This is a genomic window from Flavobacterium sp. N2038 (assembly GCF_025947185.1).
In the GTDB taxonomy this organism is placed as follows: Bacteria; Bacteroidota; Bacteroidia; order Flavobacteriales; family Flavobacteriaceae; genus Flavobacterium.
The window spans coordinates 2,745,844-2,761,112 of record NZ_CP110001.1 but is presented as its reverse complement, the minus strand read 5'-3'; the positions used below and the strand labels follow the sequence as shown (position 1 = coordinate 2,761,112).

The following is a 15,269-nucleotide window of genomic DNA, read 5'->3' as shown; positions in this document are numbered from 1 at the left end:
GACACTTTCTTCTGTTTAAAAAATTATAATTTATAAGCTGTCATTCTAAAACTACTGCTGGCACCGGTAAACGTGTAAATTGTATTAGTATAAGTCAGTTTAAAAGCTTCTTTCTTTACATATATACCTTTTGGATCTAATAAGAATTTTTCAAAATCTACTAGGAATGGTGGAACATTTCCTGATCTGTGTTTTAAAATAATTTTTTTACCAGCTGCATCTTCTACCACGTTAATTCGGTGAATAAAACTTGCTCCGCTAGCAAACCCGTAAACGATTAGGTTTCCTTGCGTTGGGTGATTAAAATAGATTTCAACACTCATTAATGCATCTCCATCCAATTGTGCATTTACGTTTGCAAAAGCATCTTTAAATTGCTTCGTATTTGTTGGAGCATCCGCTGTTGTATCGTCTGCAAAATAACCAAATCTCGTAACTGGCTGACCCGCAAGTGCAATTTTATAATCATCTGTTAACACTGGTGGTGTGTAGGTGAATTTTATTGTAGCGCTTACTCCGTTTGTTCCTGTGGCAACAAAGTTTTCTGTGGCACTGTCATAAATAAAATCAGATAATTTCTGACCTTTTACTTCAAGTTCCGGTTTTACCGTTATACCTGCCGGTGTTAACTGATAAGCGATATTGTAGCCTTTTGCTGTACTGCTTTCTAAAGAGTTCGCTACTGCAAAACGCGCATCATAATTTACATCAAAATCATAATGTGATACAGTCGAACCATCATTGATATCTAATAATCGGAATAATTTGCTTGAAATATTATCTCCCATTACTGTATTCTTCGCCAAATCTGTCCAATCTTGCGCTGTTGCTTTTTTGAAACGTATTTCTTTAAAGTCTCTATTGGTTCTAAAAATGATTTCGCCATTTTCTACTCCATAATAAAAGAACTGAAAATCACCTAAGTATCCTTTACCAAGAAGTGCTGCTGTTGGATAATTATCTGATTGTGATAAAAGATGTATTCTGTTTGCTGTGGTAAATACCAAACTCACTGTACTACCTAATTGTAAATCATACTGACTTTGGTGCACATCTGTATCACTATCAAAATCAGATGCCATGTCTACTTTTCCATTTGGTAAAAATTTAAAAAGATGTGTCCAGCCTCCTAACTGCGTATTGTCAGTATAATAAACTAATTTCCATCCTTCTGCAGAAGAAAGCAAAGCGTCATTTAATTCTTTTTTTCTGGCATTTGATCTCTCAAGTGGTGTTTGATCAAACTTCGATTCAGCTTCATTACTTGTACATGCACCTAATATAACCGCCACAAGTGCAAGAAATAGATACTTATATATATATTTTACTTTCATAATATTGTTTTTATATTAATTATTACTTGTCTTAATCGTTGATAACAGCATCTGTATTCTTTTGCGCTTCGTCTCTAAGTGCGTAGAAATCCATACCAAAGTTGTCTTTGTAATATTGCACTACAATGGCCTCTTTTTTCTTTAGATTGGCTTTTGCTGTTGCATCTGTTACACTTGCCAAAATAGCAGCATATTCTGCTTTTGAACTTGTTAAGATTGTTGCTGCAGTTTCTGCAAAATCTTCATAAATACTTAGTCTTGCATAACTGGTTATAAAACCTAAAGCTCTTGAACTTGCCGTACTGTAGATGTACCAGCTTGATGTATATCCTGCCGGAGTTAATTTTGCCCAGGCCTGCTCGTCAAATGGTTTTGTCTGGTTTAAGATATGTACATACTCATGCTGAATAGTGTGAATGAACTGTGTAACATCAGGTCTGCTTGAACGATTTAAATAATCTAACTGGAAAAGAGTTACTCTTTGTCCGCCTTCTGCCAAACCTAAAGTCATAGTACCGGAAGTGTTTAAGTTTGTCCCTCCTACCAAAACGAATTCTCTCGGTGAAATTTTCTTTACGAAATCTGCTCCACCAATGGTAGAATAACTATCGATCCATATTTTTTCGACAACTTCAAGTGCTGGTTGTACTTTGTCTATAGTTGGTGGAAATAAATAACGGTTGTCATCTACTAAATTCTGATTCCACTCGTAGTATACTTTTATGTTGTATGGATCAAGAAAAGTGGTGCCAATCCAGTTGTCTAATTCTGTTTTGCTTTTTACTGTATAATCTAATTGTGTTTCTGTTGGCTGATCTTCATGAGCACAAGCAACAAATAACATTGCTCCCGTAATCATTGCAATCGCTCTATATCTATGTAATATTTTCATAATAATTAAATTAAATTTTTATCTAGGATTTTTCTCGATGCCACTATCAGATGCTCTTTGCGGAATTTGCAAAGCTCTGCGTTTATCATCTTTGATTAAGACATTGGTTTTAACTGGTTGTCCGTTTTCTTTAGTAACATGTTCTACTACCAGATTAAAACGTTTTACATCAAACCATCTTAAACCTTCTTGGATAAATTCTCTTCTTCTCGCCTCTGCAATAGCTTTAATATAAGAAGCCTGTACAGGTGTTAAATTGTAAAAAGGAGTGTATTCGTCTGCCACTACAGGATACATAGCGGTAATATTAGCTTCTGTAATTTTATCTGTATTTGCATTAAATCCTGCCGTTCTTAATCCTAATAAATATTGTAATTCAGCATTTGCTTCATCAAACTGATTTTTCATTACATGTGCCTCAATTCTATTCAGGAAAAACTCATCATTACTTAGTAATACTACACCTGTAAAAGCTTCACCAATACCGGCAGTTACGTTAGTATATTTAAAGTATTCGTAGAATTTAGGGATCAGTACATTATTCTCATAAAATGATGAAGTAAAAATCAACCAGCTTTTACCCCAAATGTTTGTTTCAGATCCTAAAATTTCATCAGATCTGTTATCAGCAAGATAAAATCTGTTTTGATATCCTCTGCGGGCTGTTGAATTTGGATAAGCTACCAATAGGTTTGTTGATTGTTCTACTTTTGAGTATTCAAGAGGTTTTTGTGCCGAAGGTGCAGCATTAAAAGCAACATAGTCTCTTAGCGTTGTAGGTTTTGAACCTAATGCTTTAGAATATTCCAATACTTTGTCCCAATCTCCTTTTACTAAATAAAAACGGCTTGCAAATGCTTTTGCAGCATCAACATTAAAGTGATATTTAGGTTCTTTATAATTATTAGTAATATATTTTAATCCTTCTGTAAGATCTTTTTCAATAAAATCAAAAACTTCTTTTACAGAATTACGTTTGTATGTTACTAATAATTCTGTCTCAGGTTTTGTGATATACGGAATTCCTAAATCTGTTGAAGCAGTTGTAGGATTATATCGGTTTGACCAAAATGAAACCAGCATAAAATGATTGTATGCTCTTGCCACTAAAGCTTCTCCTTTTTGAGGATTTAAACTTTCAGGACTACCTAGTTCTTCAATCGCAGCCAAAGCCTGATTTGAAGCTGCAATAGCTTCGTAAGATGCATTCCAGAAATCTGCTTCTGTATCGGCACCTAACTGTGTTTGCATTTCCCAGTTATAGCTCTGTCTGTTATCAACATCAGAAGATTGTGTTTCGCTGTCGAATACGTTATCAGACATTGTTTCTCCAATTAAAACATAACTTTTATCCGGATATGCTGTAACTAATAATTCTGATATTTTTTCCGGCGTATCTATTTGAGTTCTATTATCTGGAATTTCTGAAAGAAACTCATCACAGCTGTTTAGAGTGATCACTAATAATAATGAAAGTGCTATTTGTATATTTTTCATGATTAATGCTATTAGAATGAAACATTTATAGTAAATGTGTACTGAGAAGTGATAGGAAATGCTACACCTCCGGTATTACGAAACTCAGGATCCTGACCGTTTAATCTTTTATCTGAATAGATCAACCATGGGTTTACCGCAGATCCTTTTAAAGTAAAAGTGCTAAGTCCTAATTTTTTCTTGTAATCACTTGGGAATTCCCAGCTAAGCGAAACGTTTTTCAACCTTACAAAGTCACCATCTGCAACTCTCACATCTGAGAAATTATAAGTATTGTAGGCAATCTCTAAATCTCTGTCTCCGTAATTTCTGTTTAACAGTTTATCTGCAATAACCGGAACGTTTGTTACATTCTCATCGCCTGGATTGATCCAACGGTTAGTGAATTCTTTAGTAAACACAGTTAAATCATTGTATTCGTTGCTGTAAACAGGGTTTAAACGAACTTTATTTCCGCCTGAACCTACTACAAATACATATAGTGACCAGTTTTTGTATGTGAATGTATTGGCTAAACCAACAGATTTGTTAGGCTCAATAGAACCTTCATATTTCAAATAATTGGTAACATCTTTAGTATCCTGAAAGTCAGCTCCTGTAATATTGTTCTCTGCTCCTTCTTGTAAATTGAACGTTGGTAATCCCTGATTGTTTAATCCTGTAAATTGATAAGAGTAAATAGAGTTTCTAGGATGTCCTACTGTATTTCCTCCATTAGAATCTACCAAATCAAAAGCAGATGGCTTGTTGGCTAATTTTGTAATTTTCTGATCGTAAACAGAAAAATTCAAAGTTGTAGACCATCTAAAGTTATTTGTGATGATATTTTGAGTTGTAATTCCAAACTCAAGACCTTTGGTTTCCATATCAGCATTATTTCCTTGCTTTACAGATTCTCCACCCACACCAGATGTAATTACATAATCAATCAAATCAAAAGCTTTACGTCTGTAAACATCAGTAACTAAAGACACTCTGTTGTTGAACATTCCTAAATCTACACCAATGTTAGTTTCAAATTGTTTCTCCCAAGTCAGATCTTTATTCTGTAAATCCTCAATTTTAATCGCATTTTCTCTGTCTGAAAGATTAAAACGATCTGTTATAAAACTTTTGTAAATCGCTAATGAGTTAGTTGCCGGACCTGCTGTTGCAGTTAAACCGTAAGAAGCTCTCAATGCTAATGTATTGATTGTCTCATTGTTTTTTAAGAAGTTCTCTTCAGCAACATTCCATTTACCACTAATGGTATAAGTAGGCAACCATCTTGAAGATCCAGTATCTCCTTGTCTGTTAGATCCGTCATAACGACCTGTTAAAGATGCTGTATAACGACGATCATAAGTATATCCTACTTTTCCAAAGAAACCTACTGTTCTTTCTCTTTCTTCTCCAAAATCATAATAAGAATCTCCTCCGTTTACAATTTTCTCGATAATTCTAGGATCAATAAATGGTGTTAAACCTTTATCATACTGAATACCAGCAGCTGTAAAACTGTCATTGTTTCTGTCTACAGATCTAAGCTCTGTTCCAAAGAAGCCTTCAACTTCATGTTTGTCTTTAAATGTATTTCTATACGTAACACTATTTCTAATGTTGTAAGAAGTCATATCGTTTGTGTACTTTCTTAAAAATCCGCCACTTGGTAATACAGATACTTTTGGTGCTGTTAAATCGTTTGGATTTTGATATAAAAACACGTTATCTTTTTGAATCTGAGTATTTACATTATCTCCTACACCTGCGTTGTATGCTCCAACAACATTTGATCCTTCGTAAATTTTATGCTCTCTTGAGGTATTAGCGTAACGAGCCGAACCTGTTAAGTTATACGTCAGGTTTTTATTGATCTTATAATCTAAATCAAGTTGAAAACGCATATCATTAACTTTAATATCTAATGTATTGTTTTCTAACTCATTGATAATATTCATTGGAGCCCAGTTGTTTTGGTAATATTCCAAATTGCCATTATCATCATAAGGTCTTAAAGTTCTGCTGGTACTTAAAACATAGTTGAATGGATTAATATCAAAATCTCTTGTTGTTTTACCAAACACAAGATCTTTTTTACTCTCATAAGCACCTGGTGCTTGTTGATTACGAATAGAACCTAAAGCAGATAAAGTAATATTTAATTTATCATTGATAAAAAATGTTCCTTTAAGGTTTGAAGATAATTGTTTTACATTATCAGCAACTGTCCATCCCGGATCTGTGTAGTAACCAAGAGAGGCATAAAAAGTATTGTTTTTTCCTCCTCCCGAAAAGCTTAAAGAGTGGTTTTGAGTAATCGATGGTCTGAATAAAACATTGAACCAATCTGTATTAGCCAATTCGTATTTCTTTAAGAACTGATTGATATATGGTTGATCGTTTTTAACTCCAAATTGACCATTTGATTCGTTATAACGGTTTATTTCTTTAGCAAGAATGTTGTAAGCTCCACCAAATCTTCCTGTATAAGAAGAACTTAAATCCAAATATCCTTTTTGTCTCATTTCCTGAAACACACTCATTGATTCCTGAGAATTTAAGATATCGTATTGCGTATAGCTTGGAACTGTTCTTACGGTATTTTCTACAGAATAACTCACTTTCAAAGGCGAATCTCTACGACCTTGTTTGGTGGTTACAACCACTACTCCATTTAGTGATCTTGATCCATAAATTGACGTAGCCGATGCATCTTTTAGAATTTCAATACTTTGAATATCATTTGCATTTAAACCTGCAACAGAAGAGCTTAATAATGTTGCAGAATTCCCCGATGCCAAATCTGCGAAAGTAACATTAATAATATCTTCCTGTACAACACCATCAATTACCCATAATGGTTTTGTATCTCCAAAAATTGAAGACGAACCACGCACTGTAATTTTTGGAGCTGTACCAAAAGTTCCTGTAACATTTTGTACCGTTACTCCGGCAGCTTTACCTTCGATCATTCGGCTTACGTCAACAACTCCCTCAACTTTTAATTCCGTACCAGAAATTTTACTGATAGCTCCCGTAAATGTTCTTTTAGATGTTTTTTCATATCCGGTTGTAACCACAACCTCTTTTAGGTTTTGCCCTAATTCATTTAAAGCAATTGTTGGCGCAGTATTTCCAATTCCTATTTCTTTGGTCTCCATACCTACGTAAGAAATAAGAAGTTTATCACTATTTGCAGGCATTTCGATTGTAAAATTACCATCATAGTCTGTTAATACTGCCATTTTTGTTCCTTTTGCCAATACTGTTGCTCCGGGAAGCGGTACTCCACTCGCATCTGTTACTTTTCCTTTAATGATTGGTCCGGCTGTTAAAGCCTCAAAAAGTGAATCATGATTATCTGCATTTGCAAAAGGATTTGCTCCTGAAGTTTTTTGCAAAATAATCTGATTGCTTACTTCTGAAAAAGTAATATTAAAGGGTACCAGAATGCGGCTCAGAATACTCGAAAGCGTTTCCTGATTGGCTTCGATACTAATTTTATTATTTAGTTGCGGAAGTCTTGAATTATACGAAAATTTAACATGAGCGGACTTTTCGATTTTAGACAGCGCATTGTCAAGAGATAAATTCTCAACTGTAATGGTAACCCTGGTATCTAATTTCTTTTGTCCACTTACATTGTTTGCCACTGCAAAGCTTGAAAATACAAGTGCTAAGACAAACTGAAATAGTGTTATTTTCATGATTCTATGGAGTAATCGTTGTTTAACAACTGGTTTTTTCATAATTTTGATTTGTTTTTGATTAATACTAATTGCATGTATTTGAAGAAACTCATGAATTGCTCTTTACAGAGAGAAATTCAACCCTGATAAGTGTCGATAATGTTACAGCATTTCGGCACTTTTTTTTTATGTTATTATTTTTACATAGGCATTATACTGGTTTACTTTGGTTGGTTATAGTTTATTATTTTGAAAAATTGAAAAAAGAAATCCTTGACATTTTTATAAAAAAATGACAGATTTTACCTTTAAAAAATTCTGATTGGAAATAAAAGCTTTGATAGTGCAATTACAGTTGCGCTAAAAAAATTAATTACATCCGTCTGAAGTTATCGTAATCTGATTCCCATTCATCTCAAAATTGGTATTGTTTCCGAGGCTTTTACAGACAATCTTTAGCTTTTCAGTTAAGGGCTGATCACTTAAAGAGGTGGTCAAATGGCAATCAATTAATTTGTTTTTGGGGTAATCTATATCAACGAGATAGGCTTGCTCAATAGTTTCAAAAATCTGAGAAACCGGAATATCATTAAATTCAAAACTTAGCTGCTCTATATTCCCTACACTCTTGGTTAATGCAATATCCTGAGTAATATCTGTGATCTTTTTAAACTTTAGATCACTTCTCTGGAATCTAAGAGCCTGATTCGGCAATAAAACAATTTCTTTATGATCTGATTTAGCCACTAAATCATTCGATTTTACTTTCACTTTACCAGTTCGTACAAGCACTTCTACATCTGGCATATCAGAATAGGCTTTAACTCTGAAACTCGTTCCTACAACCTTTGTGACAATTTCGTTGGCATAAACAAAAAATGGTTTCTTCGGGTTTTTGCTAATTTCAAAAAAGCCTTCACCCGATAAATATACTTTTCGCTCGTTTCCAACAAATATTTTAGGGTAACTTAATTTACTATCTGGCTGAAGTAAAACAGAACTTCCGTCTGAAAGTGTAATAATCTGAGGTTTACCTGAATTATTTGTTTGTTCAACCAAACCTTCGCTATCTTCGCTAACCAATTCGTTATAAGTGATAATATTGTTGCTTGATTTAAAATAGGCATTATAAAACCAAGCCGAAGCGAGACAAACAAATAATGTCGCTGCAACTCCGGAAAGGAAATGTTTTCTAAAGAAATTGATTTTTAAACCCTGAAGTGTTTTTTTGCTTTCTTTCTCACGAATTTTATGCCAGGTATTTTGCAACGCTCTATGAATATCAGAGGGTGTAAATTCTTTTTCCGGCACTCTCATGGCAAGAAGCAATAATCTTGCATCTTCTACTAATTTAGCTCGCTGAAGGTCTTCCAGAGTCCATTCTTCCCAACCATCCTGATCTGTTTTAAACAAAATCCAGGCTTGGAATGACTCGTCAGATAAAAAATCTTCAATTTGGGTATATGTATTACGTTTTTGCATCTAAAAATAAGGTTACAAAAACATAGAGGACAGCACTCTTATTATATACTCACCAAATTGTGATTTTTTTTAAATTTTTTCAAATAAAATTAAAAACTACTTGCAGACAAGAGAAGAAATAAGGAAAAAGTCCCCTTCCATTCTTTGCGAAGACTAAGTAAACCGCGATGTAACAAGTTACTTGCCGATTGATAATTTACATCGAGCATTTCGGCAATTTGTTCAACAGTTAATCCCTGATGATATCGAAGATATATGGCCTCTTTCTGTCTTGCAGGTAAATCGTTTAATAATTTGTTTAAGTGAAGTACTTTTTCTTTGGCAGCATAATCATCGTCTATAAGATCATGCTCTACAGAAAACTCCAGTAAAAAGGCAATTGAATCTGTTGTGGTAGTTTTTCTGAAAATGTGGTCACGCTCATATAAACGTGCAATTCTTTTACGCACACTGGATAGTAAATAAGCTTTTACAACTACTGAACTTTGCAGTGAGTTTCTATACACCCATATATCTGTAAAAACATCCTGAATACAATCCTGTACTTTTTCTTCATAAGGAGAAAGAGAGTTTCCATAACGAACCAAATCAGCATAATACCTCTCAAATAATAATGAAAATGATTTTTCATCACCATTGATCAGATTATTCCAAAGCGTGTTATCATCAAAAACATTAAAAGCCAAAGTTGTAGTCTTCATCTAGATTTGGAGTTGTATTCTTTAAAAAAAGCTTTCTAGCAATACAAAGAATATAGTTTTTTAACATTATTCTTTCATTTTGTGTGCTAAATATATAAAAGCAAATATATAAAAACAATTATTTTACACAAAAGAGACAGTTTCGTAATATACAAAACTGTCTCTTTTTACTGATTTAAAAGGGGTTCAGGCGGAAAACTAAATTATTGCATTAATCTTAGTAAACTAATTTAACAAGATTTTACGCGATATATTCTGAGTCTATTTTTTAATAAACTTGCTACTTGAAATTCCTCTGCTGGTTTTTACTTTTAGGATGTAATTACCTGTTCTTAATTTTGAAACATCAATTTTTGAAGTATTCGCTGCATCGGGAACTGCTATAACCAATTGCCCCAACATATCATATACATACATCGCCTGTTTTTCAACTGTATTACCAGAATCAATATTCAGAACATCTTTTACCGGATTTGGATGTATGCCAAAATACTCAGAAAACTGAAAATCCTGCCTGCTTAATGTTTTAAAAGTCGAAGTTGCCATATTGGTTACAATCGGAAAATTATAATCAAAATAAATATTAGCTTCATTTGTAAACGAATCTCCAACTTTTAAAGTCGATAATGTTTTTATTTTAAAAGCGATATAACCATCATTATTAGCGTCATCAAAAGGAAGATTAATTTTTTCGAAGATAAATTCTACCTTGTTTCCATCAGAAATTTTTGTTGTATAAGAATGGCTTGATTTTGTTGGGACTAAAGTCGAAATATCAAATTTAGATAAATCTATTATGTCTTTTACTACAATATTTTCTGCTGCATAATTTCCTGTATTTTCAAATCGAATCATATAATGTACATATTGCCCAATTAATTCCGGTTTTATCACATTTCCTTCTAAACAAGTTTTATCATTAGGATCATAAGATCCTACAACTGTCTGATTAAATTCAAAAGTATTATCGGCTATAATTTCATCCGTATCAGGAGAATTTATTTTTGCAATATATTTTAAAATATCATTATTGTTTACTGCCGGAGTTTCTGTTGGAGAATTTACATTAAAAATAATTTCAATTTCTTTTGTTTCTAAAGGCTTTAAACTTGTAAAATCCCAAACGATATTCCCTGCAGTTTGATTAGCAATAGTTGCATTGGAAGATACTAAATCCAGGGTCGAATCATCAAAAGCAAGATTTACTGAACCCGATTGAGCTATATTTCCTTTATTTTTATAAATGATTTTATATTTGGCATCAAATCCTGGTCTTGCAGGCTGAATTGGTAATATGTTAATTTCTAAATCCTTATGCGACCCTTTTGGCGTTAAGCAAAAGTCCTGATTAAAAGGGCTCGCTCCTGATGGAAAAACAACATTTACAGAACTTGGTGACACCGTAAAATAATCCGCGTTTTCTAAAGTTGGCACAATAGTAAAATTTCCTTCTGAAACGGGAATAAAATAACTCCCTGTTGCATTGTTTATAATACTTTCGTTTTTAACGGTATCATTTATAACAAACTTAATATTTGAGGCTGCAATATCTAGAGCATCACAGCCATTATTATCACTATCAATTCTGCTATTACCCTGGATAACATAACTTGTTCCTCCCGGTTTAAAAGAACAATACGAGTTTACATGACAATCTGTATAGCCATATTTACTAATTGATGCTTCGATTTCTGCAATTTTATTATCATTTACGCAGATATATTTTAAAGCAGTATTGCCTGAGAAATCAACAGAAAATACATTACTGTTTTTCAAATTAATAAATTCAAATTGGTTGTCATTTAAAGTATAATCACAAGAAGTCGTAAAAATAGATCCTCCCTCTGCAAATTCGTAAATATAAGTGCCAGGCCCCATAAAACCATCTTGCGGAGTATAAGCAACAGTCGAAAAATCTAAAGTGTTTAATTTGTTGTTTGAGCAATTAAAGTCTATAATATTTTGCAAACCTGATAAATCAATATTCGCCACTTTATTATTCTGAAATGTAATAATTTGCAATTTTTTTAATCCTGAAACATTCAGTTTTGTTAACAAGTTATTATCACATTTTAATAATCCAAGATTGCTAAGGCCAGTAAAATCCAGATCTACAATTTGATTATTAGTACAATAAAAATCTTGTAACTTAGTAAGTTTTGAAATATCTAAACTCGCAAATTGATTAAAACTGCAATTTAATAAAACAAGATTGCTTAGGCTTCCCAAATCTAAATTTGTTAGTTTGTTTCTACTACAAGTTAAAATTTCCAATTTACTTAAACCAGCTAAATCAATTTTAGTTAATTCATTACTCGTGCAATAAAATTTAGTTAGATTTTTCAAGCCCAATACATTAATATCGGTCAGTTTATTAGCAGCACAAGAAAGGAGATTTAAATTATCTAAACCGGTCAAATCAATACTTGTCAATTGATTTGTATCCACATATAATTCAGTCAGATAAAGTAAGTTCTTTACATTAATACTCGTTAGAATATTGTTTTTGCAATAAAAAGAGGCTAATTTAGGTAATCCGGTAACATCTATTCCCGTTAGTTTATTATTGTTGCAATAAAGCATTTTTAAATTATTTAAACCGGAAGTATTTAAAGTCGTTAATAAATTTTCTGAACAAAATAAGGATTCAAGGCTTGGTGAATTAGAAACATCTAAAGTTGTTAATTTATTTCCTCTAAGATCTAAGCTCTTAATTTTGCTTAGCCCTGTTCCTGTAAACGATGTAAATTTATTTTCAGAAAAATTAAGAGATTCCAACTCTGCAAGTCCGTTTATATTCAGACTTGTTAGTTCGTTTCTCCAGCATAATAACTTCGTTAGGCTTTTTAAATTACTCGCATCTAATGTTGTTAATTTATTGATACCGCAATCCAGATATTTTAATTTAGTTAAATTACTTACGTCTAATGATGTAAACTTATTAGAACTGCAATCCAGCCAGGTAAGATTTGGCAAACCACTAAGATCTATTGTTTCTGTTGTAAAACTGACTTTACAATTTAAACTTTGCAATCCCGGCAAATTTTTAATTTCGAATGTATTTAAAGTATTAAACTGACAATCAAGATTATTAAGTTTAGACAATCCGGATAATTTTAATGAAGTTAACTTATTCGAACTGCAAATCAAAGAGTAAAGATTACTTAAAGAAGTTAAATCCATTTCTGTCAAATTGTTATATTCACAATTTATACCTTCTAAGTTATTTAATCCTGTCACATTTAAACTGGTAAGCTTATTTCCATTGCAATGCAATAAACTAAGCTGAGATAATCCATCTATTTCTAAAGAAGTAAGTGAGTTATAGCCACATCTTAAAGTTTGCAATTTTGTCAAAGCGGTAAGATTTAAACTTTTCAGGGAATTAGATTCACATTGCAGAGATTTCAAATTACTGAAATTAGAAATTCCCTCTAAAGAGCTTAATTGGGAATAAGTAACGTTTAAATATCCAACATTCAATGCCTCAGAAGCCTCAATTTCGTTATTATCGTTGGCATCAATTTTTATACTCGCACCGTAGATATTCAATGCAATCTGATTTGCTGTACTCGCCTGAAGTAATTTTGCCTTAAAAGCAGCATCAGGGAAATTAATTATTTGCGCACTAGCTGAAGAAAAATAGCACAAAGCCAGTAAAAGCAGGTAGTTTTTTATCATAGATTGGTTTGTTTTTTGGACTTTAAATATATAAAACCACAAAATTAAAACCTACTCCATAACAAAAAAAACCTTACTAAATTTTAGCAAGGTTCTTGATTTTAATTATTTACAAAAATAACTTTTAGAATGCTACATTCCATCTTGGTAATTTACCATTTGCATCTAAGAAATTTTGTAAAACCTGTCCTTCAACCGCAGTTGGAATTGCTTTTACATCTGCATTAAAAGTTTCGTACCAAACCACTTCAAGAACAGAGATGTTCTCTAATTTCATTTGAGCCGGCCAAGAATATTTTCTTCCTGTTTTTGCAAATTGGTGCCCGTTTACAATTTTATCATATAAACCACCATTTTTACTTTTTAGAGTTCCGTCATTTTGAACAGTTCCTGTAGAACCAACCATAATTAACTCTTTAGTTTCTCCTTCAACAGCATAAACTACAAAAACACCTGCACTTCCTTCAGGAGCGTTGCAAACTTCTTCTAAACTGTCTTCAATAGTAAAAGCAAAACTGTTACTTGCTTTAAACTTTTCTAATTCTTTGTACATATTTCTTTTTTAAGTTTCTAAGATACTGAGGTACTAAGATTCTAAGTTTTTTCTTTTTACGCCTCAGTCTTTAAAATGTAAAAAAGTCTCAACACAATATTGAGACTTTTTTGGAATTTGTTATTTAAAACATTGGATATTAACCCAATACTTCTTTTACTTTTTTACCAATTTCAGCTGGTGAATCAACAACGTGAATTCCGTTGTCTCTCATGATTTGTTTTTTAGCAGCAGCAGTATCATCAGAACCACCAACAATAGCACCTGCGTGACCCATTGTTCTACCAGCAGGAGCAGTTTCTCCAGCGATAAAACCAATAACTGGTTTACGGTTACCATCAGCTTTTACCCATCTTGCAGCATCAGCCTCAAGTTGACCTCCAATTTCACCAATCATAATGATTGCTTCAGTTTCTGGATCGTTCATTAATAATTCAACAGCTTCTTTAGTTGTAGTTCCAATAATTGGATCTCCACCAATACCAATAGCTGTAGTGATTCCTAAACCTTGTTTTACAACCTGGTCAGCAGCTTCATAAGTTAAAGTTCCAGATTTAGATACGATTCCAACAGTTCCTTTTTTGAAAACGAAACCTGGCATAATACCAACTTTAGCTTCACCCGGAGTAATTACACCTGGACAGTTTGGACCAATTAATCTAGAATTTCTTTCTTTAACATAATTATTTGCTTTAATCATATCTGCTACAGGAATTCCTTCTGTAATAGCAATAATTACTTTAATTCCGGCATCAGCAGCTTCCATAATTGCATCAGCAGCAAAAGCTGGCGGAACAAAAATGATAGAAGTATCAGCACCAGCTTGATCTACAGCATCTTTTACTGTATTAAAAACCGGACGCTCTAAATGGCTTGTTCCTCCTTTACCTGGAGTAACACCACCAACAACATTAGTACCGTACTCAATCATTTGAGAAGCGTGGAAAGTTCCTTCGCTTCCTGTAAATCCCTGAACAATTATTTTGGAATCTTTATTAACTAAAACACTCATGATATATATTTTATGTAGTTTTTAAAATTGTGATGCAAAAATAAGGTTTTGTAATCTATTTTTGCCTCTTTATTATCAAAAAAATATTAAGAAAATTGACTCATCTGATAACCTCTGTAAAGTTTATCATCTTTTATTTGCCAAATCGTCGAAAAATGAGCAAGTAACATCTCTTCTCTTGGATTTTCAATCGTCTTTACAAAATGCGAATAACGAATAGAAACTAAATCGTCTTCTGCAAGAATATGGCTAATTCTGACTTTTGAACGAACGTAAGCTCTATTTAATTCATTGGCCATTTCAAGCATCGAATCATAATCCATCTGAATTAATCCTTTGCTGCTATTCCAATCTAATAAAACATCAGGATGCAAATACGTTTTAAGAATTTCGCTATCAATTAGGGCATCTGATTTGTAAAATTTTTGAACAAATTCTTTAATAGACAT

At 32.8% G+C, this 15,269-nt stretch carries 10 protein-coding genes; all 10 read right to left on the bottom strand.

The features are described from left to right. Window positions 1–23: 23 nt before the first annotated feature. The 10 genes from OLM51_RS12295 to OLM51_RS12250 all read right to left on the bottom strand — a co-directional run bounded on the left by OLM51_RS12295 (window position 24) and on the right by OLM51_RS12250 (window position 15,269). On the bottom strand, window positions 24–1,334 hold the full coding sequence (locus OLM51_RS12295) for a DUF4302 domain-containing protein (RefSeq protein ID WP_264550906.1): 1,311 nt from the start codon (window positions 1,332–1,334) through the stop codon (window positions 24–26). 31 nt (window positions 1,335–1,365) lie between these two features. After that, entirely contained in the window at window positions 1,366–2,226 is an 861-nt protein-coding gene (locus OLM51_RS12290; protein ID WP_264550905.1) for a putative zinc-binding metallopeptidase, read from the bottom strand. 18 nt (window positions 2,227–2,244) lie between these two features. After that, complete coding sequence (locus OLM51_RS12285; protein ID WP_264550904.1) at window positions 2,245–3,723, bottom strand: RagB/SusD family nutrient uptake outer membrane protein; 1,479 nt, start codon at window positions 3,721–3,723, stop codon at window positions 2,245–2,247. 11 nt (window positions 3,724–3,734) lie between these two features. Then, entirely contained in the window at window positions 3,735–7,451 is a 3,717-nt protein-coding gene (locus OLM51_RS12280) for a SusC/RagA family TonB-linked outer membrane protein (protein ID WP_264550903.1), read from the bottom strand. 309 nt (window positions 7,452–7,760) lie between these two features. Continuing rightward, window positions 7,761–8,873: a FecR family protein gene (locus OLM51_RS12275; protein WP_264550902.1), complete on the bottom strand. Its 1,113-nt coding sequence runs from the start codon at window positions 8,871–8,873 to the stop codon at window positions 7,761–7,763. An 89-nt stretch (window positions 8,874–8,962) separates the two neighbouring features. Then, a complete protein-coding gene (locus OLM51_RS12270; protein WP_264550901.1) occupies window positions 8,963–9,574 on the bottom strand; it encodes an RNA polymerase sigma factor in 612 nt (203 codons plus the stop codon). Between the two features lie 261 nt (window positions 9,575–9,835). Next, window positions 9,836–13,255 carry a leucine-rich repeat domain-containing protein gene (locus OLM51_RS12265; RefSeq protein ID WP_264550900.1) on the bottom strand — a complete coding sequence of 1,140 codons (3,420 nt, stop codon included), beginning with the start codon at window positions 13,253–13,255 and terminating at the stop codon, window positions 9,836–9,838. Window positions 13,256–13,379: 124 nt separating this feature from the next. Then, entirely contained in the window at window positions 13,380–13,808 is a 429-nt protein-coding gene (locus OLM51_RS12260) for a hypothetical protein (RefSeq protein ID WP_264550899.1), read from the bottom strand. A gap of 139 nt (window positions 13,809–13,947) precedes the next feature. Next, window positions 13,948–14,820 carry a succinate--CoA ligase subunit alpha gene (gene sucD, locus OLM51_RS12255; RefSeq protein WP_113678745.1) on the bottom strand — a complete coding sequence of 291 codons (873 nt, stop codon included), beginning with the start codon at window positions 14,818–14,820 and terminating at the stop codon, window positions 13,948–13,950. A gap of 86 nt (window positions 14,821–14,906) precedes the next feature. Further along, window positions 14,907–15,269 (bottom strand): nuclear transport factor 2 family protein, encoded by a 363-nt coding sequence (locus tag OLM51_RS12250; RefSeq protein ID WP_264550898.1) that lies wholly within the window; start codon window positions 15,267–15,269, stop codon window positions 14,907–14,909.

Excerpts from the sequence above, each read along its gene's own strand:
- OLM51_RS12280 (WP_264550903.1), bottom strand. The coding sequence starts at position 7,451 with ATGAAAAAACCAGTTGTTAAACAACGATTACTCCATAGAATCATGAAA.
- OLM51_RS12285 (WP_264550904.1), bottom strand. The coding sequence starts at position 3,723 with ATGAAAAATATACAAATAGCACTTTCATTATTATTAGTGATCACTCTA.
- OLM51_RS12260 (WP_264550899.1), bottom strand. The coding sequence starts at position 13,808 with ATGTACAAAGAATTAGAAAAGTTTAAAGCAAGTAACAGTTTTGCTTTT.
- sucD (WP_113678745.1), bottom strand. The coding sequence starts at position 14,820 with ATGAGTGTTTTAGTTAATAAAGATTCCAAAATAATTGTTCAGGGATTT.
- OLM51_RS12290 (WP_264550905.1), bottom strand. The coding sequence starts at position 2,226 with ATGAAAATATTACATAGATATAGAGCGATTGCAATGATTACGGGAGCA.
- OLM51_RS12265 (WP_264550900.1), bottom strand. The coding sequence starts at position 13,255 with ATGATAAAAAACTACCTGCTTTTACTGGCTTTGTGCTATTTTTCTTCA.
- OLM51_RS12275 (WP_264550902.1), bottom strand. The coding sequence starts at position 8,873 with ATGCAAAAACGTAATACATATACCCAAATTGAAGATTTTTTATCTGAC.
- OLM51_RS12270 (WP_264550901.1), bottom strand. The coding sequence starts at position 9,574 with ATGAAGACTACAACTTTGGCTTTTAATGTTTTTGATGATAACACGCTT.
- OLM51_RS12250 (WP_264550898.1), bottom strand. The coding sequence starts at position 15,269 with ATGTCTATTAAAGAATTTGTTCAAAAATTTTACAAATCAGATGCCCTA.
- OLM51_RS12295 (WP_264550906.1), bottom strand. The coding sequence starts at position 1,334 with ATGAAAGTAAAATATATATATAAGTATCTATTTCTTGCACTTGTGGCG.